Here is a 22,832-nt window from a genome sequence, read left to right as displayed (position 1 = left end):
TTTATGAATTTTTTTAGAGGTGATAATATGGAGAAAAAAATAAAATTGTTAGGCGCTATTATAGCAACCGGTATTATGTCATTTGCTGGGGTATTGATCGAAACAGCTATGAATGTAACATTTCCGACTTTGATTAATCAATTCAATCTTTCTACTTCAAATGTGCAATGGGTTACAACAATCTATTTGCTGGTGATATCGATCATCGTACCAATTTCTACTTTTCTGTTGAAACAATTTCAAATTCGAACATTATTTTTGGCTGCCAACGGGTTGTTTTTAGCAGGATTACTGATTGATTTCCTCTCCCCTTCCTTTGCTATCCTATTACTTGGCCGTTTACTTCAAGGGGCAAGTACAGGAATTGCTTTACCGTTGATGTTTCATATCATCCTTACGTACTCTCCTTTGGAAAAAAGAGGAACTATGATTGGAATCGGAAATTTAACTACTTCAATTGCACCGGCGATTGGTCCTACTTACGGAGGTTTATTGACTTCTCTCTTGAACTGGAACTACATTTTCCTCTTCTTAATACCCGTCTTATTGGTCTCATTGGTTTTAGGTCTTTATTCAATACCTAAAATTGCAATTGAAAAAACTGGTCGTCTGGATTTGTGGAGTGTTTTGGGTATCACTTTTATGTTTAGTGGCTTTTTGCTTTTCTTAAACCAAATTGGTTCTCTTACGAGCATATTTCCATTAGCACTTGGCATTTTAGGTGCAGCTCTTTTCTATAAACGTTCCTTGCAATCTGAGCCTTTGATTCGCTTATCTGTATTCAAAAATCGTTCTTTCCGATTATTCTTATTCGGATTTCTTGTCTGCCAGTTTCTTTTACTTGGAATCTCATTTGTCTTGCCAAACTTTGTTCAAATAGTCCTTGGTCAGGACGCATTCACTGCTGGATTGGTTATGTTGCCTGGTGCGATTGTAGGTGCTGTTCTAGCTCCTCTTTCAGGCCGTATGTTGGATAGCATCGGACCTAAAAAACCGATTATGATTGGTCTTGTATTGATTACTTTTGGCTGGTTAGCGTTGGCCTTGCTATTGCACCTGACGTTTTTGTGGGCGTTTATTGCTGCCCATGTCTTTTATATGATCGGAATCGGTTGTTCGTATAGCAATATGATGACTATGGGGTTAAGTAAAATTGACCAACATTTGGCCGCCGATGGAAATGCCGTCTTCAACACACTGCAACAATTTTCTGGCGCTGTCGCAACAGCTTTAGTTGCGACAATGATCGACCTTGCTCAAAAAGTAAGTCCCGATTATATTTCCGGAACAATTTTAGGGTCACAAATCGCTTTATTCTTCCTATGGGTGCTAGTATTGCTAGTCGTATTTCTAACTTTGCGCTACTTTTATAAAGAACGTGTACGCCAAACATAATAACCCTTTAAGAAAAATAAAACAAAAAAATACGGCTCATGAATGGAATGATAGCTTCCTTTCATGAGCCTACTCTTTTTTATTTAGCGGACTTCAGCAGCTCCTACTCGATCATGCGCGTGTACACTGCCGGTTTTGTTGATTGTCAGCTGATTGATCTTTTCAGCGTTCGTAAGAACCGTAACAATATCTGTTTTCTTTCCAGCTTTGGTAACAGCTTCTAGATCCATCTCAGCAATCAATGTATCTACTGTGACAGCATCACCTTCCGACACTTTGACAGTGAATGGTGCGCCTTTTAATTCAACGGTATCTAATCCCATATGAACTAAGACCTCTGCCCCACCAGGAGTCACAATTCCAATTGCATGTTTTGTTTCAAAAATACTTGAAACCGTCCCTGCAACAGGAGCATAGATTTTTCCGTTACTTGGACGAACTGCATAGCCATCACCCATCATTTTTTGTGAAAAAACAGGGTCTTCCACTTCACCGATTGCAATGATTTGACCATCTGCCGGTGCATAAAGCATTTCCTCAGTTACAGTAGTTGCTGCATTCGCAGAAGAAGTCATTGGGTCTACTGTTGTCGCTGTATCAGTAACACCTGTGTCTGCAAGAGCCAGTTCTGGTTCCAACTTATTTAAGACACTAACTTTTCTAAATATAAAAGTAAAGATGAACGTTACTACAATAGTCACACCCATCGAAAGGAAAACCATTGGGTAATCTTTAATTTGGAAAGATAAGAATCCTGGAAGTCCCCCGACACCAATACCTAGTGCTCTTGTATTTGTAGCAGTGATCAACATTCCGCCAAATGCAGAGCCAACCATAGCTGCAAGAAATGGATAGACATATTTCAAATTAATCCCGAACATAGCAGGTTCTGTTACACCCATATATGCAGAGATTGTTGCAGGTACGGATACTTGTTCTTCTTTTTTATTCCCACGATGAAGGAACCAAATAGCTAATACTGCTGTACCTTGGGCAATATTTGATAGCATAATCATTGGCCAAAGATTCGTTGTGCCATAATCTGCTACTAATTGTGAATCAATTGCTAGCGTAGTATGATGTAAGCCTGTGATAACGAGCGGCGCATAAAGACCACCAAAAATAAAACCAAATAACCAGTTTAATGATGATGTTAAACCAGCATTTACTACCCAGGAGATTCCTGAACCAATTTGCCAGCCGATCGGACCTAAAATCATATGAGCTGCTAAAATAGTTGGTAACAATGAAAATAGAGGAACAAAAATCATAGAGACTGCTTCTGGAATCCATTTTCTAAAGAATCTTTCCAAATAAACCAATAGGAACCCGGCTAACATAGCTGGGATAACTTGAGCTTGATAGCCAATTTTGTCAATTGTGAAAAAACCAAAATCCCATGTATAATTTTGAGCGATCTCCGCAGCACTGGTTGAACTTACAGAATAAGCATTTAATAATTGCGGTGATACTAAAGTAATCCCCAAAACGATCCCCAAAATTTGTGTAGCTCCCATTTTACGAGCAATACTCCAAGTAATACCTACAGGTAAAAAGTGAAAGATTGCTTCACAGGGTAACCATAAAAATCCATTGACCCCATTCCAAAAAGTAGAGGATTGCGTAATTGTTTGTCCACCTAAAGCCTCAAGAGGTACACCTTCTAGAAAATTTCTTAAACCCAACATTAAACCACCGACAATAATTGCTGGTAATAATGGCGTAAAAATTTCTGCTAATGTGCCAATGGCGCGTTGAACAATATTTTGGTTATTTTTTGCAATCGCTTTACTTTGTTCTTTAGAAACTCCTTCAATCCCAGATACCGCTGTGAAATCATTGTAAAACGTTGGAACATCATTTCCGATAATCACTTGAAACTGCCCAGCATTTGTAAACATCCCTTTAACACTTGGAATATCTTCAATGGCTTTCTCGTTTGCTTTCGACTGATCATTCAGTACAAATCGCATCCGCGTCGCACAGTGAGTCACAGCTGCAATATTTTCTTTACCGCCTACATACTCCAGCAATTTTTCAGCATCATCCCGATACTTCCCCATAATAATAAACCCCTTCCATTTAAACTTGTATATATATGTTTTTATTTCATGCTAATCATAACTTTATATTTACAATATTGCAAGCGTTTCATTCTATATTTTTTTCACTAAAGACATTTGTGAAAAATAATCATTCAGAACACGCTTTATTTTTGTTGGTACAAAAGGATTTTCATTCAAAAAGATAAACTTTGAGCAAATAAAAAAAACAAATCACTTTCATTCAACTTTACACAATAATTTAAAAAAACAGCCTTATTAAATTGAAAAAGCTTACAATATCGGTTATAATCATTTTGCATGTATAGACAAGTAGAAAGGAGAGAATACTGTGAACAAAATTGAGATCACTAATGATCAATGGCTATTGGCCGACCACATGGGTGCTATATTCACGTTTACAGGGACCACCAATGAACGAATAGCAGCATTAAAGAAACAATTGGAAAAGAATCAAGAGGGAGGAATCCTTTCCGACTCATTCGTCTTTACTAACGAAGAAGGAACCTTTTCATTAGATCAATGGTTAACCGAAAAATTAAATCGAGCGTTTGTATGTGGAACTGAAGAAAGCTTTGAAGAGAAGCGTTTGGAGATTCCTTGGCAATTAGAATATTATGGCTATACTCCTGGCAAAGATGAGTACTCCGTTGAATCACTATTGACAGTAGGAAATGGCTTTATAGGGTTGCGTGGTACCACACCAGAAATGGAGATTTCCGATGCCAATTATCCTGGGCTTTATTTAGCAAGTCTCTATAATACGGCGGAGTCAGAGGTGTCTGATCGTACCATTACAAATGAGGACTTCGTCAATGCACCAAATCTGCAAAAAATTTATTTAGTCATTGACAACGAAAAAATCGATATCGCACAAAATACACTTTTATCTTTTAAGCGTCAATTAAATTTAAAAACTGGATTATTTACCTCCTTCGCTGAAATCGAAACACAAACTAAAAAGCAATTACGAATTGAAACACAAAAAATTGCTAATATGGAAAATAGTCATCACTACTCCATCCTTTACCGCTTTACTCCACTTAATTTTACCGGAGAAATCGACGTGATAAGTGAAGCAGATGGTTCGGTCTACAATTATAATGTCGCACGCTATCGAAGCTTGACAAACAAGCACTTGACCATTCAAACAACGGAGTATTTTAAGAGCAAAGCTCTGCTCATTGCCCGTACAAATCAGTCTGACATTACGGTTTGCCAAGCATCACAATTATTTTCTGATGACTTTTCTCTTGAAACATTAAAATCAGAAAAAACGGCAGAAAAAGTAATTCAAAAATTAACAATTTCTGCGGAGAAAAATAGAACTTATACTTTAGAAAAATCAGTTACTGTTGCTAAATATCAAATGGGAGAACAAACAACTACTAGCAAGCTGGCACTTCTTTCACTACCACGGTTTAAAGAAATGTATGCTGAATCCAAAGAAGCTTGGCGCAAACTATGGGAGAATGCAGCCATTACCATTGATGGGGATCTCATGTCACAAAAAATGCTGAATCTTCACACATACCATCTATTAGTGTCAGCAGCACCCAACGCCTATGAGCAATCTCTTGATGCTAGTATCACAGCCCGTGGTCTCCATGGCGAGGCTTACCGTGGTCATATTTTTTGGGATGAATTATTCATCATACCTTTTTATATTCTTCATTTTCCTAAAACCGCCAGAGAGATCTTACTTTACCGCTATCAGCGCTTAACGGCAGCCAAGAAAGCAGCCAAAGAAGCCGGATACCAAGGCGCAATGTTTCCATGGCAATCTGGTTTAGATGGAACAGAACAGTCACAAGAACTTCATTTGAATCCTATCAGTGGTGAGTGGAAAGAAGACCATAGCCGATTGCAACGTCACGTTTCTTTAGCGATTGCCTATAATGTATGGCAGTACTGGCATAACGTTCGTGACCGATCTTTTATGGAGCAATACGGTTTAGAATTAATTTTAGAAATTGCTCATTTTTGGCAGAGTGCTGCTACTTTGAATTCTGTCACAGGCCGTTACTCAATCGAAGGTGTCATGGGACCGGATGAATTTCATGAAAGCTATCCCAACAGTCAAAAAGGTGGGTTGAAAAATAATGCATATACCAATATGATGGTAGTGTGGTTGTTTGAAGAAGTGGAAAAATTACGCAACCAACTTTCACCAGAAATCTTTCAAAGTGTAGCAGCTAAAGTGCAGCTTTCAGAGGACAATTTCTCACAAATGACCGATATTCGTAAAAATTTAAGTTTAGAAATTAATCCCGAAGGAATTATTGCACAATTTGAAGGCTATTTTGATTTAAAAGACTTAGACTGGGATCATTATAGAGAAAAATATGGGAACATTTATCGTATGGATCGTATTTTAAATGCTGAAGGAAAAAGCGCCGATGCATACAAAGTTGCCAAACAAGCTGACAGCCTAATGATTTTTTACAATTTTTCAACAGCGCAAGTGCATCAAATCTTAGATGATCTTACTTACCGCTTACCCGAAGATTATGTAGAAAAAAACTTGCATTATTATTTGGCCAGAACTTCTCATGGCTCTACACTCTCTCGAGTTGTACATGCTCAATTGGCAGCAATGGTTGATCAGCAAGATCTCGCTTGGTCTTTATATCAAGAGGCTCTCTATTCAGATTACCGCGATATTCAAGGAGGAACCACCGCCGAAGGAATTCATGCGGGTGTAATGGCGGCAACTCTCTATATTCCGCTAACGACATTTGCGGGAATCGATTTTCGGGAAGATGTGATGCGTATTGATCCAAATCTGCCTAAGCAATGGCAAAATATTCAATTTAATATTCAAGTCAGAGGTATTAATTATCACTTTAATGTTACACATGAAACATTGATAGTTGTAGCTGACCAAAATACAACGATCATTCTTTCTGGCGCTACTCATGAATTAAAAGCCAATAAAGAACAATCTATCAACTATTAAAGGAGAGTAACATAATGAAAAAAGGGTTTGTTTTTGATTTAGATGGTGTGATTACAGACACAGCCAAATATCACTATATCGCATGGAAAGAACTAGCCGCTGAAATCGGTATTGAAATCGACTTAAAATTCAACGAACAACTAAAAGGGATTAGTCGTATGGATTCCTTAGAGCGTATTTTAACATTAGGAAATAAAAATGATGCTTATAGTTCAGAAGAAAAAGATGCTTTAGCAAGCAAAAAAAACACTCACTATGTTCAATTACTTCAAAGTCTGACTCCGGATGACCTTCTTCCGGGTGTCAAAACTTTTCTAGAAGAAGCAAAACACAAGGGGATTCCTTGTGCTATCGCATCGGCATCTAAAAATGCGCCATTTATTTTAGATAAATTGGGTGTCATGCAGGATTTTGATGTAATCGTTGACCCAGCCACACTTTCTAAAGGTAAACCAGATCCAGAAATCTTTATCCAAGCTGCAAAAGGGCTGAACATTAAACCTAGTGATGCAGTTGGTTTTGAAGATGCCCAAGCAGGTATTGATGGCATTAAGGCAGCTGGCATGTATGCAGTTGGTGTCTATTCTGGTGAAGAACTGCATGGAGCTGACACAATCGTCGAAAAACTGACGGATCTTTCAATTGATGAATTATTGGCCAAATAGCCGATTGCTTTTCAAAAATGCCCTCGCTATAATAGGCAAGAGGAGGCAATCCCATGAATAAATTCAAAGAGATATTTTTGGATCTTGAACAAAAGATACTGTCAAACGAATACCCGCCACACTCTCTTTTACCTAGTGAGAACCAATTAATCAAAATGTACAGTGTTTCTCGTGAAACGGTTCGAAAAGCCTTGAATCTTTTAAAAAATGCTGGCTACATTCAAAAAAAACAAGGAAAAGGTTCAATCGTTTTAGATCTGAATCGTTTTGACTTTCCTATTTCTGGTCTAACTAGTTTTAAAGAATTACAAGATACTCAACGTATTCCTAGTGAAACAAAAGTAGTTGAAATTCGTAAGATCGCCGTTTCACCAAAATTACATGGTATTACTGATTGGCCAGTTGCTTCTGAAGCTTGGAAATTGGTACGTCAAAGAAAGATTGATGGTGAAGTTGTCATTCTAGATAAAGATTATTTAGATGCTTCGATTATTGAAGAATTGCCTGAACGTCGAGCACAAGACTCGATCTATGATTACTTTGAAAATGATCTTGGACTTGAAATTGCCTATGCACAAAAAGAAATTACCGTGGATCCAGTCAATAAAGAATTAAGAGATTTAATGGACCTTCATCCTGATGATCAACATGTTGTTACTGTACGTAGTTTGGTTTATCTTGAAGACACACGCTGTTTTGAATACACTGAATCGATACATCGCTTAGATAAGTTTCGATTTGTAGACTTTGCGCGCAGAAGAAAAATCTAACCTCTCTTAAGTACTAGGCGGCTTTGATTAATTTTAATCCTGCTAACGAGGGCTAAACTATTTGATAAAAAAGAACCTTGGCTTTAAAAGCCAAGGTTCTTTTTTATGCTATTTAGCGTAATCAGTTGCTCGCGTTTCACGAATAACCGTTACTTTGATATGTCCTGGATAATCAAGATCATCTTCAATTTTTTTGCGGATATCACGTACTAGACGAACCGCATCTAAATCGGAGATCTCTTCTGGCTTAACCATAACTCGTACTTCTCGTCCTGCTTGTACAGCAAAACTTGAATCTACACCTTTGAAGCCATTCGCAATATTTTCTAAGTTTTGTAAACGACGGATATAGTTTTCCAACGATTCGCTACGTGCACCTGGTCTAGCAGCGGATAAAGCATCTGCTGCAGCTACCAGCACAGAGATAACTGAAGTAGCTTCTACGTCTCCATGGTGGGATGCAATTGCGTTAATGACTACAGGATTTTCTTTATATTTGGCAGCAAGTTCAGCACCAATCTCAACGTGTGAGCCTTCAATTTCATGATCAAGTGCTTTCCCAATATCATGCAGCAGTCCAGCACGTTTTGCTAACTGAATGTCTTCACCTAATTCAGCAGCTAGAACACCCGAAAGTTTTGCCACTTCAATTGAGTGATTCAATACGTTTTGTCCATAACTGGTTCTAAAGCGTAAACGTCCCAATATCTTGATCAAATCAGGATGTAGGGTATGTGCACCGACTTCAAAGGCTGCTTGTTCCCCATATTCACGGATGTGTTCATCCATTTCTTTGCGGGATTTCTCAACCATCTCTTCAATACGTGCAGGATGGATCCGTCCATCTTGGATCAGTTTCTCTAATGTCATTCGTGCAATCTCTCGACGGATTGGATCGAATCCTGATAGTACAACTGCTTCTGGTGTGTCATCGATAATCAGATCAATACCGGTCAATGTTTCCAATGTCCGAATATTGCGTCCTTCTCGTCCAATGATTCGACCTTTCATCTCGTCATTTGGTAATGATACGACAGATACTGTTGTTTCTGATACTTGATCTGCAGCACAACGTTGAATTGCTAGTGACAATAAGTTTTTCGCTTTACGATCTGCTTCTTCTTTTGCACGTTGCTCTGATTCTTTTACCATAATCGTTAATTCATGATTCAATTCTTCTTCCGTTGATTTCATGATCAACTCTTTGGCTTCCTCTCTAGACAAAGCCGCAATACGCTCTAATTCTTGCTGTTGCCCATCGATTAGTTTTTCTACTTCTTTTTCTCGCTCGTCAATTAATTGTTGTTTCTCACTAAGTCTGTTTTCTTTTTCTTCCAGTGAGTGCTCTCGTTTTTCCAAAGAATCATCTTTGCGATCAAGTACTTGTTCTCTTTGGAGCAAGCGATTTTCTTGTGATTTTAAATCAAGTTTGCTTTCTTTCAACTCACTTTCAATCTCTGACCGATAACGCTGATTTTCTTCCTTAGCTTCTAACAATGCTTCTTTTTTTAGAGTTTCTGCTTCTTTTTTAGCGCTTTCGATAATTCCAGTTGCAGAATTTTGCGCGCCATTGATCTCTTTTTCGTGACGAGATTTGGTCACAAAAACTCCTAATCCAAGACCGACAATTAAACCGATGATAGCGAGGAGAATGTAAAGTAGTTCCAATGAATCCACCTCCATACTATCTTTTACAATATTTTGTAGTTTTGATAAACAAATTAAAATAAATTATCAAGTTGCCTACTGCTATGTGGAAACCCACATAAGTTTATTCTAATGTTTGTACACAAGAGTGTCAACTTTAAATCCTATGTATATCACCTCCTGTAGGTTTCATTTTAACGTGCAGTTTTTATGAGCAGATCTGTTATTACTGTACAAAAAAAGCCAAACACTTGAATGTTTGGCTTCTTCTTTATCGTTAAACGATCTTATTCGTCTAATGGTAGTTCTTCTTGCGCATCTTCTGTTTCAATGACCGTTTCTCCGGTACCAATGCCGTACGCATCGCGAACACGAGCAGAAACTTCCATCATCATTTCTTGATGTTCACGCATATAGTTTTTCGCGTTTTCCCGCCCCTGACCAATGCGATCTCCTTTATAAGCATACCAAGCACCGCTCTTATCAACAATGTCTTGCTCTACTGCCATATCAAGCAACTCTCCCTCTTGAGAGATTCCTTGTCCATACATCATGTCTACTTCAGCAACTTTAAAAGGTGGCGCTACTTTATTTTTGACAACTTTGATTTTTGTCCGGTTTCCGATAATGTCTGTCCCGGATTTTAATTGTTCTGCACGTCGTACCTCTAATCGAATCGTCGAATAGAATTTAAGCGCACGTCCACCAGGAGTTGTTTCAGGATTACCGAACATGATCCCAACTTTTTCACGAATTTGATTGATAAAAATCGCAATTGTTTTGGTCTTATTGATTGATCCAGATAATTTACGCAATGCTTGAGACATCAACCGGGCTTGAAGACCAACGTGGGTATCACCCATCTCACCATCGATCTCAGCTCTTGGTACCAAAGCGGCAACCGAGTCGATAACAACAATATCGACAGCTCCACTTGATACTAAAGCATCAGCGATCTCAAGACCTTGCTCACCTGTATCGGGCTGAGATAGCAGCAAATCATCGATATTTACACCCAATTTTTGTGCATATTGAGGATCTAATGCATGTTCTGCATCAATAAAGGCTGCTGTTCCGCCACCTTTTTGAACTTCAGCGATTGCGTGTAAAGCAACTGTCGTTTTACCAGAACTTTCTGGTCCATATACTTCAACAATACGTCCACGTGGATAACCACCCACACCTAAAGCAACATCCAAAGCCAATGAACCACTTGGAATCGTCGAAATTTGTTGATCGACTTTCTCACCAAGTTTCATAATGGCACCTTTACCATAGTTCTTTTCAATCTTTTTCAGTGCAGCATCTAAAGCTGCTTTACGATCATCTGCCAAACGGATAATCCCCCTTATTTTCTTCACTTTCGTGTGTCAATTACTATGTTAATAATAGTCCTTCTTTTAAAAAAATGCAAGAAAAAACGAACAAACATTCGCATTATCTTAACAATTCCTTACGTAATAGATCTAATCCTGCCATTACTGCACTATGACGAACGTATGCACGATCTCTGGAAAAATGATAGCACTTGCTTTTCACACCTTCATTGGTTGCTAAAGCAATCCAGACCGTTCCTGGGCGTTGATTCTCAAGCTCATCTGGTCCAGCTACCCCGGTAAAAGAAAGGGCATAATCCGCTTTTTCTTTGGCTTGGGCAGCAAGCGCCATCGCTTCTGCACATTCCTTGCTGACAGTTCCATAAGCTGTTAGCAAGTCTTCATTGATTCCTAGCATCTTACTTTTTGTCTCTTTAGCATAAGTCACATAACCACCAGAAAATACACGGGACACGCCTGAGATGTCTCCCAGCGTCGCTTGAAAGAGTCCCGCTGTCAAACTCTCCGCAGCCGTCACAGTTTTTTTCTTTTCTTTCAGCATATCAACAACTACTTCAGCTAATGATGTATGCTCTCCATATCCATAAAAATATTCGCCCACTCTTGCTTGGATTTGTTGTTCTAATTCATCTAGTTTGGCTTGTCCTGCCGATTCATCCGTAGTTTTCACCGTCAAACGCAAGGTTACTTCATTGGGTTTAGCGTACGGTGCGACCGTTGGGTTCTTCTGAGAATCAATTAGATCGGCAAGTTCAGTTACTAGTGCGGATTCTCCAATTCCATAAAATCGCAATACTCGAGAAATCAACTGTTCTTTTGATGAAAACTCTGTCTGCAAAATTGGACGGGCTTGTTGGATAAACATAGGTTTCAGTTCACTTGGTGGTCCAGGCAACAGGAGATATGCCGCTGTAGCTGTTCGGTAGAAGATACCGATTGCTAACCCAGTTGCATTAGGTAACGCTGTACCATCTTTGAATACCAACGTCTGCCTCAAATTATTTTCTGTCATAAAACGCTGACCATTTTTGAAAAAGGTCAGCATTTGCTCATACCCTGCTTCGTCACGAACGAGCTCTTGACCGACATGCTGTGCAACGATTTGTTTGGTTAAATCATCTTCTGTAGGTCCGAGACCACCGCAAAATACGATCAAGTCACTGCGATTCTCGGCAAGTGTTACTAGCTCTTCCAAACGCTTTGGATTGTCCCCTACAACACTATGATAGTAAACTTCGATTCCTAAACTAGCTAATTCTTCTGATAAGAAAGTTGCATTGGTATTCACCACCTGTCCCAAAAGCAATTCGGTCCCTACTGCAATAATCTCTGCCTTCATTTCATTACTCCTTCATTATCAACTACGTTGTAATTGATTTTTTTTACAAAAAAAGTTCAGAATTCCTCTGAACTTTTAGAAATTACATTGAACCTTTAAAAACACTGGCATTTTTAATGAAATAATCGATTCCAGAATAAATTGTAAAGATCAAACATACATACAACATGATTTGATCCAATGGAATGCCTATGAGTGAAAAAGGAAGATTGTTAATAAATAAGAAAATAATGGCAACCATTTGTGTTGCTGTTTTGATTTTACCAGGCCAAGCAGCAGCAAGAACTTCACCATGATGCTCTACTAACAAGAGCCTTAAACCGGTGACTGCTAACTCTCGACAAATGATGATAGAGACTACCCAAGCTGGAGCCTTATCCAATTCGACTAACATAATAAATGCAGTCATTACCAGCATTTTGTCCGCTAAGGGATCGGCAAATTTCCCAAAATTGGTAACCAATCCTCTGGAACGAGCAATCTTACCATCCAGCCAATCCGTAATGCTTGCAACAGCAAATAGAATGGCTGCTATCAGATGTGTTGTGAGTAAATCGACGCCTCCAACGTCCAATGTTCCTAAATCGATTGGCAACGCCAAAACTAAAATAAATATAGGAATCATTATGATGCGTAATACAGTTAATTGATTAGGTAAATTCAAAAAATTTGCTCCTCTCTGACAAATATTGTACGAAAAAAACGGAAATCATGCTACTACAGCACTTGCCATAGGAACAATGTTATCTTTCTAACTAATTAATCCTTCTTCTGATCAGTTTGTTTCTTGATACTCAATCGCTAAATGCACATTTTTTTGGAGCAATTTATACTGAGGATCATCGAAATCAATTTTTTGCCCGTTTGCCGCAATCTGGATATTTTGACTTGCACCAAGTACAATGGTTGCATTGGTTGCATTTTCTGGCAATGTCGTCGATTGGACTTCGCCCGCTTGTAAAGTATATTGGTAGACATACGCATTGTCTACAAGAATGCCTACCCAACACGAGGCATCTAATCCAGTTAACTCTAATTTAATTGGATTCGTCGCATCTTTAATTGAAATGCTGATATCTGATTGGGAAGATTCCCCTTTGGTCATAGTCATTTCTTTCTCACTAGATTCTGTGCTGCTAGAAGATTGAGTCTCTGACTCGCTCGTTTCTTTGCTTGCTGTCGATTCCACCGTGCTTGAGGTTGACGTATAGGCTGAATTCTCAACCACCGGTGCCGAACTACCTTGAATCATAGGGGTTGAATGTCTGTCTTGCCAAGCCATATACCCAACAATACAGATAATAGTGACTGCTACTAATCCTAATAAAATCATTGGTAAGTAGCGGGATAAAAACGTTCCGCCTTTTTCCTCTACATGCAAAGCTTTTCTCGATCCGCTTACGGTCTCAGGTTGAGGTCTTTTAGGCAGTGGTTCTGCCAATGTATCTTTTCCATCAAATACAGAAACTAACTTATCTCCGTCCTCACCTACAGCGGCGGCATATTGACGAATAAATGCACGAACATAAAAAGTTCCTGGTAATTGTTCAAAACGATCGGCTTCGATTGCCTCCAAATACCTTTTTTGAACTTTTGTCATTTGCTGTAATTCATCTAATGAAATATGTTTATCTAAACGGGCTTGCCGTAATTTTGCTCCAATCGTAGTTTCGTTGGCCACTCGATCATCTACTCCAGTCTTTACTATTCATTTTATGGAAGGCAAACACTTGGATCGGAAATCCACTTCGTTTCTCCTTGTCATCCTTGGATTGCTTAATTGATAGGTTGTTTATTAAATATAACATTTTTACTCTTGATTTTTCATCATAAATGAAAATTGTTCAATCAGTATCATTTAAAGAATACCATAAAAAAAATTGACTGAGGATAACATTCAAACAAGTCGCAAACAAAATTTAATACTTTTTGATCTCATTACTCATTCTTCTACAAAAACAAGAGCCATCTATCAGAAAATGCATAGACGGCATCTTACACAATGACGATTAATCAGTTAGTTTTAGTTGGTAGCAAGTAAAACCGACTGAATGCTTTTTGATCAATGAATACTTTAGCAGCAGATCGAACATCATTGAGCGTGATTGAACGTATAACATCTGGCAAATCAAAGAGTGTTGTTTCGCCAAATAAGCTTTGTGTAAATTGATTAGCAATAAATTCTAATGAATTGAGAGATTGAAAATATTTACCCAGCATTTTTTTCTTAAGTAACTCAAGATTCTTCTCGTTCATTTCAGGATCATTTTCATAATTCAATAAAATTTCTTCAACCGCTTGAAGCATCTCTTCAGGGTATTCTGCATCTCCAGAAAAATCAGCAAAGTAAAAACTTCGATCCAAACTTACTTCGAAACCAAACGTATCATCAATAATTCCTTGATCATACAACCTTAAGTAATTAGCTGAAGTATTACCTAAAAGTAATTGGAACAATAAATTCAAAGATTGTTTATATCGTAGCAACTCCCGACCTTCCGTCGGACGTTTTTCCATATTCCCTTTGATACCCAAAACACCTTTTGGTCGCGTAACGGGCATCCTCATAATACTTTCTGGAATAATTTCTTGAACGGTTTCTTCCGGAAATTGACGCTTAATTTCTTTTGCTGCAGAAAAAGTTTTTTCTGCCTGGTTTTCTCTGATCCAGTTCATTGTCTCTTCTGGATCGATGTTTCCAACTATGAACAAAGTCATATTGCTTGGGTGGTAGAATGTATGGTAGCACAGATAAAGATCTTCTGCTGTGATGGCTGCTATACTTTCAACAGTCCCAGCAATATCAATGTGAAGCGGATGCTTTGGATATAGATTCTTAATGACACCAAAAAATTGTTGCCAGTTAGGATCATCATCATACATCTGAATTTCTTGCCCAATGATCCCTTTCTCTTTCTCAACCGTTTCTTTCGTAAAATAAGGCATCTGTACAAAATCTAAAAGGGTTTCTAAATTTTTTTGAATTTGATTGGTAGCCGAAAAAAGATAACTCGTTTTTGTGAAGCTAGTAAATGCATTGGCTGATGCTCCATGTTGCCCAAATTTTTGAAAGACATCACCGTCTTCTTTTTCAAAAAGTTTATGCTCTAAGAAATGGGCAATACCATCTGGTACAGTATGCATCGTTTCATTCGCATAACCAAAATGATTATCGATAGAACCATAATCTGTACTAAAAAGACCGTATGTTTTATGAAACCCTTCTTTAGGTAATAAATAAACTGTTAATCCATTGGGTAATATCTCTTTATACAAGACTTCATTTATTTGATTATAATGTTTTTTATTCATGATCAAGCTCCTTATCTAAAAAGAATACGGCTTGAAGTTCGATCTTTTGAGCAATTTTTTGAACATCTGTGACCGATACCTCTTCCAAACGCTGTATAAACTGCTCTTCACTCATTTTAGTATTCGGTACCCACTGATTAAGATATTCTGTTTCAATCAAAGACTGTGGACTATCCAACGATAACAAAAACTGATTTTTAAGCATAGCTTTTGTCTGTGCCAATTCAGCCTCTGTAATTTCTCCTCTTTGTAAACTTTGAAGTTGTTGTTCAATCAAAGTAAAGACTTGATCCCGGTTACTGCCATCAATTCCTGTTTGAACAGATAAATAACCTCGAAATGTATCCACATTACTTGATGCATAGTAAGCTAAGCTCTCTTTTTCTCTAACATTCATAAATAGTTTTGAATGAGGAAATCCGCCAAATAATCCATTAAAAACCATGAGAGAGAAACGTTCCGGTTGATTATAATAAACACCCGTACGATAACCTAAGTTCAGTTTTGCCTGAGTCACAGGCTCTCTGACGATTTTCTCGCGAATAATATTTTCCAAATCTTGACGATAAAAAACAGAAAGATCTTTTTCAGGACGATTTTCAAAGGGGAGATCCTTCATAACTTCAATTACTTGATCTTCTTCGACATCCCCAATCACAAAAATATCTACAGCATCTTCTTTAATCATAGAACTATATGTTTCTGTTAGTTCTTTTGCCGTCAAATCTTCCAAATCTTCAGGACGACCAAAACTTGGAAATTTTTGATTGTCACTTTTTGAAAAAAATAATTCTTGTAAGCTTAATGAAGCAAACGCCTGTTTATCCTCAGCAATACTTCTCATATAAGCAATCAAATTGCTTTTTTCGATCGTAAAATTTTTTGATTCAAATTCATCTTGAACAATATTTGGGAAAAAAAGCACTTCTTTCAAAAAAGAAACAGCTTGGGTAAATAGTTCTTCATCAGCAACATATTTTCCGTTGACGAACGACATCGCTGCATTGACTTGATGAAGATCCCCTTTTTTATTAACATTCATGCCAAAGCTTGCTCCATACAATTCTGCCAGTTGCGTACTAAAGGCTGTTTGAGTGGGATAACGCAAACTAGTTGTCTCTAATAAACTCGTCAATAATGTGCGTTTCGCAGCCGTTTCAGCCGCTAATTGCGAAGTAAATCGAATAAAAACACGGATTGTTTTATATTTTTTAGTCGGCAAAACCGTAAGTCGAACATTTTTTTTTAGTTCAATTGCCATAATGCACCTCTTATCCTCTCAAAAATCATCTCTTCAATTATAGCATAATGCAGAATTTTTCCAGAAAAATTACTCATTTTACGGGCGTATATTTTTATAAATCATCGTTTATTCGTTATACTAAGAATAAATTTAAAGGAGGTTTGTTTATGATCAAGGAATTTAAAGAATTTATTTTGCGCGGAAATGTGATTGACTTAGCTGTTGGGGTTGTCATCGGGAGTGCCTTCACAGCGATTGTCACCAGTTTGGTAGAAGGTCTTTTAACACCATTAGTTTCGCTGGTATTTTCATTTTTCGGCAGCGAAGATGCATTTTCAGGGCTTGTTTGGGAGCCTAAAAAAAATGTCGTCTTTAATTTCGGTCAAGTGATTACTGCAATTATTACATTCTTGATTACTGCTTTTGTTCTATTCTTAATCGTTAAAGCTGTGAATAAATTGCGCAATCTTCATCAAAAACCAGTTGAAGAAGAAGAACCAGAAGTTACTGCCGAAGACTATCTTCAAGAAATTCGTGACTTATTGAAAGTACAAACAGAATCCCGCACCAATATCACAACTAATGATATAAACCGTGATCCTTTTAACTAGATAGTTTTTTAGAATGATTCGAACAATAATGGATAGCTCTTGAAATCAGAAAAGCTCTGGCAAATACATGTCAGAGCAGAGAGTTATTCATGATTTGTTCATCTTTTTTTTATAAGTAATGACTGCTTTTATTTCTCTTTTCTCATAACCACATGTAAAATTCCATCTTCATCAAAAGGATCGGAAACAGTGACAAAATTATATTTCCCGTAAAATTTCTGCAAATGCGCTTGAGCTTCGATTTCAATCGGAGCATTTGGATAGAAACGATTTAGTTGTTTGATGATTTCTTGTAGCAATTGATCCCCATGCCCTTGTCCACGGAACAGAGGATTTACTAAAACTCGACCAAAATGAACCGTACCTTCGATAAAATATATCCTTGCATAAGAAACAAGTTGTTGCTGTTCATCAAAAATACAAAGATGTTTAGCAATCAAATCAATTGCATCTACTTCTTGATAGGGACAATTTTGTTCTACGACAAACACTTGAGTACGTAAAGCAGCGATTTGGTGAAATTCTAATCCGGTCATCTCATGCAACTCTTTTATCATAACAATCATTCTACTATCTCCTAACTAATCAATAATAAAAAATACAAAAAAAGAGCTAACATTTTGTCAGCCCTTTTCTGATCAAACAGCTTTTGTTAAAAATTCAATCTCAACCGTTCGAGTAAGAATATCCGAATAACTATAGGAAACACGTTCGAACGAATTTTCATTTGGATCTAAATCCACGACAAACACAGAAGGGTATGTTTCTGTCAAAACACCACGGCGTTCCGTTTGACGTTTACGCCCAGTTTGAGCAACTAGCATGATTTCACTGCCTATACGACCTTCTAAATCTTTTTTGATTGTTGCTAAAGTTGTTGGCATCGCATTCACCTCAAGCAACAGTATACTATAATTTACAGAAAATTTCAAGTTTACCATAAAATAATTATTCTTTCAATAAGATTTTCTCTAAGGGTTCATAAGAAGCGCTCTCAATTTCTTTTTACCGCGGTTGTAAGCGCTTTTAATTTGTTGCAGTGGAAGTTCTGTTTGTTCTGCGATTTGTTCAAGTTCTAATCCTTTCAAGTAATTCATTATAACGATTTGCTCTAACTTCGAAAATGGCGAATCGTATTTATTCATAGTTTCTTGAAGCATTAAATACTTCTCCGCTTTTTCAGTTTGTTCATTTTGATCGGAGAGAAAATTTGGTCCTTCATGAGAAATTTTTTCTTCAAGAGAAGAAGAATTTAATTGTGCTTTTCTTTTTTGTGCTTGTTGCAACCGTAATAAACTGCAGACGCGATTTTCAAACGAGCGTTTGAACAAAACTCCTAGTGTTGTTCCACGGTTTTCATCATAAGCTTGCAGACATTTGTTAAAAACAATACGGCCTTCTTGCATCCAATCATCTAAATCATAATCTTTGAGATAATATTTTTTGTACATAATCTCGACGATAGGGCGATACTTGAAAAACATTGCTTCAAATTCTTCTGAACTCCTACTGATTGATTCGTTTGATTTCATTTTGTTACGCTCCTTTTATGCTTAATTTTTGGTACAAAAAGAGCGTAACATATTCTTGTTCATTAGTTTCTCATTTAACGAACCATCTTTGTCCCTAACTCAAATCATGCAGTTTTTTTTCTAATTCAGCTAATTGTTCAGGCGTCCAAGGAGAGTTTCTGCGAAAATTTTCAAATTTGATGTCTGTTTGATGCTGATGGATTGCTTCTTCTGTTTTTTCAATACTTTTATAAAGCTCTCGAGCAGAAGTTCGCAACGCACCTTGAGAAAACACAACCCATTGTTCTGCTAAGTCACTCGTTGCAACTGTTACTTGAGTCAAACGGTCATTCAATTCTCCAGCGATGCGTTCGATATAGCTGTCAGCAGTTTCACCTTCTTCAGTAAAGATGACTTGTAACTGATATTTACTATAGCTTTGAGTAACACCGGGAACCAATTGCGCATCAAATACAACAATAATCTTTAATCCTTCGTATTTTGAATAATTGGATAATCGATGCAATAACGCCTCTCTTGCATCTTCTAAACGATCTTGGTTTTTTAATAAGACTAATTCAGGCCAAGCACCAATCATATTATAGCCATCGACGATTAGCAGGGGCGTTTTCATTGCGGCGCCCCATTTCGACTAGTAAAAGCTTGATACATTAATAACCCAGCTGCCACACTAGCATTCAAACTTTGTACATGACCAGTCATCGGAATAGTCAACATCTCATCAACATCTTTTTTCAATCCTTCACTCATTCCTCGACCTTCATTGCCGATAATCAATCCCGCTGCCCCTTGAGCATTCCACAAACGGTAATCAGTTCCTTTCATATCCGTTCCAAAAATCCAAAAACCAGCTTGTTTTAGTTGTTGAATCGCTTGGCTTAAATTGGTGACACGAGCAATCGGAATATGTTCTACAGCACCAGTAGAAGTCTTCACGACTACAGGAGTGATTCCTACTGCACGGTGTTTCGGAATAATGATTCCGTCTACCCCACTAGCATCCGCTGTTCTCAGGATTGAACCAAAATTATGTGGATCCTCTAAATTGTCTAAAATCAAATAGAATGACTGCTCTTTTGTTTGTGCCAATAATTCATCCAGAGATAGGTATTCATAAGGGGTGATCGCTAAAATCACACTTTGATGGACGCCTTGATTGCTCATTTGATCGAGCTTTTGTTTTGGCACCCACTTGACTGGGACAGACTGTGCACGAGCAGCTTCTTTTAACCCATCGATTTTTTCCCCTCTGGCATCCTCTGCCATAAATAATTTATTCCCGCGTCCTTCTTTCAACGCTTCAATTACCGCATGATAACCGAATACAAAATTCTCATCTATCAATTCAGTTGTTTCTTCACGAAAATTCTTTCTAGTGTGCTGTTTATTTTTTACCGTGTTTTGACGCGACGGTTTTCTTTGTTTCTTTTCCCTCATCTTCTTCCCCTACTTTCTTGATACACCAAGCTACGAGCGTGTCTAAACGATCCTGTTGCTTTGTTAAGTGTAGATACCCAATTAAGGATTCAAAGCCTGTAGCAATGCGATAGGTGGTTACATCAGCATTTTTTGCACTGGTATGGCTTTTACTATTTCGTCCACGACGGTAAAAATCATATTCTTCTTCAGTCATTATTTCTTCATCAAGCATCTTTTGGATCAATGCCGCCTGAGCTTTTGCTGATACATAGTGTGTCGCCATATGATGAAGCTGATTAGGTCTTGTTTGTCCTTGTTCAATCAAATAGTCCCGAATGTATACTTCATAGACCGCGTCCCCAATATAGGCTAACGCTAGTCCGTTCAACTGTTTGTAATCTCTCATGCGTCTCTTCTCCACCGGGTACCTTGCGCTGTGTCTTCCAAGATAATCCCTTTTTCTTTTAGCACATCCCGGATTTCATCGCTTCGGGCAAAATCTCTTGCTTGTCTTGCTTGGATACGTTCTTCGATTAGTTGTTCGATCTCTTCATCTAAAAGTTCCTCACCCACAAAGTAAATCCCAAAGATGGCTAGCCATTCCTTGAATTTTTCAACTGCAGCAGTCAATAATTCTATATCGATTGAAGCACTTTCGCTGTAAGTGTTCAACCATTTTGCAAGTTCATATACTACTGTGATACCATTTGCTGCATTAAAATCGTCATCCATTTCTTGTACAAAACGCTGTTCAAATTCTGCTAAGATGGCATGGTCGGTTCCTTCTGGGGATCCTTCTTTACTATTTTGCAAACGAAATTGTGCATTTTCTAAGGCTGTTCTCAATTTTTGCAGATTTGTTTCTGCCTCTTTCAATGTCGTTTCACTGTATTTGATTGGACGCCGATATTGGGTAGTAGCCAAAAAGAAGCGCAAAACTTGAGGATCAATTTTTTGAACCATTTCATGGACAGTAACGAAATTGCCCAAAGATTTACTCATTTTTTCTTCTTCTTCACCAATCGTGACATAACCATTGTGCATCCAATAATTAGCAAACGTCTTACCCGTTTTCGCTTCACTCTGTGCAATTTCATTTTCATGATGAGGGAAAGTCAGGTCCTGTCCACCTCCATGAATATCTATTGTTTCTCCTAAATGTTTGGTTGCCATAACGGAGCACTCGATGTGCCAACCGGGACGTCCTAGTCCCCATGGTGAATCCCAAGCGATTTCGTTTTCCTTAGCCGCTTTCCACAAAGCAAAATCTAACGGATCTTCTTTGATCTTTTGTTCTTCACCCGTTCGTTGACTGGCCCCAACTTCTAATTCATCAATTGATTGATCACTTAACTGACCATAGTGCTTGAATTTACGTGTACGGTAATACACATCATTATTTGCCATATAGGCGTATCCTTTATCTACTAATACTTGAATAAACGCAATAATGTCTTCGATGTGATCCATTACTCGCGGATTTAATGTAGCTGGTTGAACATTTAAAGCCGCAGTATCTTTATTGAATGCTTCGATAAAACGATCTGCTATTTCTGGAGCAGAAGTTTTCAATTCTTTGGCGGTCCGAATAATTTTGTCGTCAACATCGGTGAAGTTCATTACGTAATCGACTTCATACCCTCTATATTCTAAGTATCTGCGAATCGTGTCAAAAGATACTACACTACGTCCGTTGCCGACGTGGATATAATTGTAAACTGTTGGCCCGCAAACATACATTTTCACCCTACCTTGTTCGAGAGGTTGGAAAACTTCTTTTTTACGTGTTAACGTATTATAAATTTTGATCATCTTGGCTAACCTTCTTTCCTTTGATTCTTACGACTTTGGCTGGTATTCCTACAGCAGTCGCTTCATTTGGGATATCACTAAGAACCACTGCACTAGCACCGATTCTGGCGCTTTCCCCTATTGTGACAGGGCCAAGAATTTGTGCATGAGCTGAAATGAATGCCCCTTTTTTTATGGTCGGGTGGCGCTTCCCTTTTTCTTTACCAGTCCCGCCTAGTGTTACACCGTGAAATAATACGACGTCATCTTCAATAATAGCTGTTTCTCCAATTACAACACCCATCCCGTGATCGATAAAAACCCCTTCGCCAATCTGAGCACCAGGATGAATCTCGATGCCTGTCAGAAAACGCCAAAACTGGGATGTGAGTCTAGCTAGAAGAAAGAGTTTTTTTTGAAATAAAAAATGCGACCAGCGATGCCAAAACAATGCGTGAAAGCCCGGATAAGACAATACGATTTCCAGCGTTGATCGAGCTGAAGGGTCATTTTTTTTCGCTGCTGCAATTGCTTTTTGGGTCCAAGTCATCTTCTCACCTGCTTCCCCTATTGATTACTTACATACAAAAAAGCATCTTTCAAATAAGTTTCCTTATTCAAAAGACGCTCAACCACGTGGTTCCACTTTTGTTCACAGAATTTTCTGCCTTGGTGCAGGTAACGTCTGCTGCCGTTTTTGACTTGCGCCAAAACCACTCCTAGGTGCATTTCCTTACTTTTTTTAATCA

At 38.0% G+C, this 22,832-nt stretch carries 21 protein-coding genes and 1 other annotated feature (1 of these 22 running past the window's edge); of the genes, 5 read left to right on the top strand and 16 right to left on the bottom strand.

Annotated elements, in window-relative coordinates; genetic code table 11:
- The first annotated feature begins 27 nt into the window (after positions 1 to 27).
- Positions 28 to 1,395 carry an MFS transporter gene (locus ACTFWY_RS11910; protein ID WP_423121576.1) on the top strand — a complete coding sequence of 456 codons (1,368 nt, stop codon included), beginning with the start codon at positions 28 to 30 and terminating at the stop codon, positions 1,393 to 1,395.
- A gap of 83 nt (positions 1,396 to 1,478) precedes the next feature.
- Here the strand turns inward: ACTFWY_RS11910 and treP are convergent, their stop codons facing one another.
- Positions 1,479 to 3,458, bottom strand: coding sequence for a PTS system trehalose-specific EIIBC component (gene treP, locus ACTFWY_RS11905; RefSeq protein WP_423121577.1), 1,980 nt, complete (start codon positions 3,456 to 3,458; stop codon positions 1,479 to 1,481).
- Positions 3,459 to 3,789: 331 nt separating this feature from the next.
- On the opposite strand from treP, the gene ACTFWY_RS11900 reads away from it, so the two are divergent.
- The 3 genes from ACTFWY_RS11900 to treR are packed head-to-tail and all read left to right on the top strand — an operon-like array spanning position 3,790 to position 7,852.
- Entirely contained in the window at positions 3,790 to 6,417 is a 2,628-nt protein-coding gene (locus tag ACTFWY_RS11900) for a glycoside hydrolase family 65 protein (protein WP_439926927.1), read from the top strand.
- Positions 6,418 to 6,431: 14 nt separating this feature from the next.
- Positions 6,432 to 7,082 (top strand): beta-phosphoglucomutase, encoded by a 651-nt coding sequence (gene pgmB / locus ACTFWY_RS11895; protein ID WP_003128987.1) that lies wholly within the window; start codon positions 6,432 to 6,434, stop codon positions 7,080 to 7,082.
- Between the two features lie 53 nt (positions 7,083 to 7,135).
- On the top strand, positions 7,136 to 7,852 hold the full coding sequence (gene treR, locus ACTFWY_RS11890) for a trehalose operon repressor (protein ID WP_003128986.1): 717 nt from the start codon (positions 7,136 to 7,138) through the stop codon (positions 7,850 to 7,852).
- Between the two features lie 108 nt (positions 7,853 to 7,960).
- On the opposite strand, the gene rny is transcribed toward treR, so the two are convergent.
- From rny to yfmF, 7 genes are all read right to left on the bottom strand, one after another.
- Positions 7,961 to 9,535 (bottom strand): ribonuclease Y, encoded by a 1,575-nt coding sequence (rny, locus tag ACTFWY_RS11885; protein WP_029487351.1) that lies wholly within the window; start codon positions 9,533 to 9,535, stop codon positions 7,961 to 7,963.
- Positions 9,536 to 9,786: 251 nt separating this feature from the next.
- On the bottom strand, positions 9,787 to 10,833 hold the full coding sequence (recA, locus tag ACTFWY_RS11880; RefSeq protein ID WP_003128984.1) for a recombinase RecA: 1,047 nt from the start codon (positions 10,831 to 10,833) through the stop codon (positions 9,787 to 9,789).
- 103 nt (positions 10,834 to 10,936) lie between these two features.
- A complete protein-coding gene (locus ACTFWY_RS11875) occupies positions 10,937 to 12,175 on the bottom strand; it encodes a competence/damage-inducible protein A (RefSeq protein WP_423121578.1) in 1,239 nt (412 codons plus the stop codon).
- A gap of 82 nt (positions 12,176 to 12,257) precedes the next feature.
- Positions 12,258 to 12,839, bottom strand: coding sequence for a CDP-diacylglycerol--glycerol-3-phosphate 3-phosphatidyltransferase (gene pgsA, locus ACTFWY_RS11870; protein ID WP_005473048.1), 582 nt, complete (start codon positions 12,837 to 12,839; stop codon positions 12,258 to 12,260).
- Positions 12,840 to 12,950: 111 nt separating this feature from the next.
- Positions 12,951 to 13,856: a helix-turn-helix domain-containing protein gene (locus tag ACTFWY_RS11865; RefSeq protein ID WP_003128979.1), complete on the bottom strand. Its 906-nt coding sequence runs from the start codon at positions 13,854 to 13,856 to the stop codon at positions 12,951 to 12,953.
- Between the two features lie 332 nt (positions 13,857 to 14,188).
- Entirely contained in the window at positions 14,189 to 15,487 is a 1,299-nt protein-coding gene (yfmH, locus tag ACTFWY_RS11860; protein WP_081131856.1) for an EF-P 5-aminopentanol modification-associated protein YfmH, read from the bottom strand.
- Positions 15,480 to 16,748: an EF-P 5-aminopentanol modification-associated protein YfmF gene (gene yfmF, locus ACTFWY_RS11855; protein WP_423121579.1), complete on the bottom strand. Its 1,269-nt coding sequence runs from the start codon at positions 16,746 to 16,748 to the stop codon at positions 15,480 to 15,482. Before yfmF ends, yfmH begins: the two co-directional genes overlap by 8 nt.
- Positions 16,749 to 16,897: 149 nt before the next feature.
- Between yfmF and mscL the strand changes: the two genes are divergently transcribed.
- Complete coding sequence (mscL, locus tag ACTFWY_RS11850; RefSeq protein WP_005473052.1) at positions 16,898 to 17,341, top strand: large conductance mechanosensitive channel protein MscL; 444 nt, start codon at positions 16,898 to 16,900, stop codon at positions 17,339 to 17,341.
- 128 nt (positions 17,342 to 17,469) lie between these two features.
- Here the strand turns inward: mscL and ACTFWY_RS11845 are convergent, their stop codons facing one another.
- From ACTFWY_RS11845 to epsC, 8 genes are all read right to left on the bottom strand, one after another.
- Complete coding sequence (locus ACTFWY_RS11845; RefSeq protein ID WP_003128973.1) at positions 17,470 to 17,907, bottom strand: GNAT family N-acetyltransferase; 438 nt, start codon at positions 17,905 to 17,907, stop codon at positions 17,470 to 17,472.
- Positions 17,908 to 17,979: 72 nt separating this feature from the next.
- Positions 17,980 to 18,225: a Veg family protein gene (locus ACTFWY_RS11840; protein ID WP_003128972.1), complete on the bottom strand. Its 246-nt coding sequence runs from the start codon at positions 18,223 to 18,225 to the stop codon at positions 17,980 to 17,982.
- A gap of 87 nt (positions 18,226 to 18,312) precedes the next feature.
- Positions 18,313 to 18,873 (bottom strand): sigma-70 family RNA polymerase sigma factor, encoded by a 561-nt coding sequence (locus ACTFWY_RS11835; RefSeq protein WP_003128971.1) that lies wholly within the window; start codon positions 18,871 to 18,873, stop codon positions 18,313 to 18,315.
- Positions 18,874 to 18,967: 94 nt separating this feature from the next.
- Positions 18,968 to 19,486, bottom strand: a complete 519-nt coding sequence (locus ACTFWY_RS11830) for an NYN domain-containing protein (protein WP_005473058.1) — start codon at positions 19,484 to 19,486, stop codon at positions 18,968 to 18,970.
- Positions 19,483 to 20,310 carry a 23S rRNA (guanosine(2251)-2'-O)-methyltransferase RlmB gene (gene rlmB, locus ACTFWY_RS11825; protein ID WP_003129276.1) on the bottom strand — a complete coding sequence of 276 codons (828 nt, stop codon included), beginning with the start codon at positions 20,308 to 20,310 and terminating at the stop codon, positions 19,483 to 19,485. Before rlmB ends, ACTFWY_RS11830 begins: the two co-directional genes overlap by 4 nt.
- Entirely contained in the window at positions 20,258 to 20,698 is a 441-nt protein-coding gene (locus ACTFWY_RS11820) for a Mini-ribonuclease 3 (protein WP_003129275.1), read from the bottom strand. The genes rlmB and ACTFWY_RS11820 overlap by 53 nt, the downstream gene beginning before the upstream one ends.
- Positions 20,695 to 22,104, bottom strand: a complete 1,410-nt coding sequence (cysS, locus tag ACTFWY_RS11815) for a cysteine--tRNA ligase (protein ID WP_103300717.1) — start codon at positions 22,102 to 22,104, stop codon at positions 20,695 to 20,697. Before cysS ends, ACTFWY_RS11820 begins: the two co-directional genes overlap by 4 nt.
- On the bottom strand, positions 22,088 to 22,633 hold the full coding sequence (gene epsC, locus ACTFWY_RS11810) for a serine O-acetyltransferase EpsC (RefSeq protein WP_003129273.1): 546 nt from the start codon (positions 22,631 to 22,633) through the stop codon (positions 22,088 to 22,090). Before epsC ends, cysS begins: the two co-directional genes overlap by 17 nt.
- Before the next feature lie 67 nt (positions 22,634 to 22,700).
- Positions 22,701 to 22,832 (bottom strand) — a binding site (T-box leader); it runs 64 nt beyond the window's last position.

Source organism: Enterococcus sp. 125944, from assembly GCF_051909435.1.
Classification (GTDB): Bacteria; Bacillota; Bacilli; order Lactobacillales; family Enterococcaceae; genus Enterococcus_D; species Enterococcus_D gallinarum.
Note: the sequence above shows the minus strand (reverse complement) of the source record. Positions and strands in the feature narration are given on the sequence as shown.

Coding starts and splice junctions, on each gene's coding strand:
- yfmH (WP_081131856.1), bottom strand. CDS start 15,487: ATGAATAAAAAACATTATAATCAAATAAATGAAGTCTTGTATAAAGAG.
- rlmB (WP_003129276.1), bottom strand. CDS start 20,310: ATGAGGGAAAAGAAACAAAGAAAACCGTCGCGTCAAAACACGGTAAAA.
- ACTFWY_RS11875 (WP_423121578.1), bottom strand. CDS start 12,175: ATGAAGGCAGAGATTATTGCAGTAGGGACCGAATTGCTTTTGGGACAG.
- ACTFWY_RS11910 (WP_423121576.1), top strand. CDS start 28: ATGGAGAAAAAAATAAAATTGTTAGGCGCTATTATAGCAACCGGTATT.
- rny (WP_029487351.1), bottom strand. CDS start 9,535: ATGGAGGTGGATTCATTGGAACTACTTTACATTCTCCTCGCTATCATC.
- treR (WP_003128986.1), top strand. CDS start 7,136: ATGAATAAATTCAAAGAGATATTTTTGGATCTTGAACAAAAGATACTG.
- ACTFWY_RS11820 (WP_003129275.1), bottom strand. CDS start 20,698: ATGAGAGATTACAAACAGTTGAACGGACTAGCGTTAGCCTATATTGGG.
- ACTFWY_RS11830 (WP_005473058.1), bottom strand. CDS start 19,486: ATGAAAACGCCCCTGCTAATCGTCGATGGCTATAATATGATTGGTGCT.
- ACTFWY_RS11845 (WP_003128973.1), bottom strand. CDS start 17,907: ATGATTGTTATGATAAAAGAGTTGCATGAGATGACCGGATTAGAATTT.
- yfmF (WP_423121579.1), bottom strand. CDS start 16,748: ATGGCAATTGAACTAAAAAAAAATGTTCGACTTACGGTTTTGCCGACT.
- pgmB (WP_003128987.1), top strand. CDS start 6,432: ATGAAAAAAGGGTTTGTTTTTGATTTAGATGGTGTGATTACAGACACA.
- ACTFWY_RS11840 (WP_003128972.1), bottom strand. CDS start 18,225: ATGCCAACAACTTTAGCAACAATCAAAAAAGATTTAGAAGGTCGTATA.
- ACTFWY_RS11835 (WP_003128971.1), bottom strand. CDS start 18,873: ATGAAATCAAACGAATCAATCAGTAGGAGTTCAGAAGAATTTGAAGCA.
- mscL (WP_005473052.1), top strand. CDS start 16,898: ATGATCAAGGAATTTAAAGAATTTATTTTGCGCGGAAATGTGATTGAC.
- epsC (WP_003129273.1), bottom strand. CDS start 22,633: ATGACTTGGACCCAAAAAGCAATTGCAGCAGCGAAAAAAAATGACCCT.
- cysS (WP_103300717.1), bottom strand. CDS start 22,104: ATGATCAAAATTTATAATACGTTAACACGTAAAAAAGAAGTTTTCCAA.
- treP (WP_423121577.1), bottom strand. CDS start 3,458: ATGGGGAAGTATCGGGATGATGCTGAAAAATTGCTGGAGTATGTAGGC.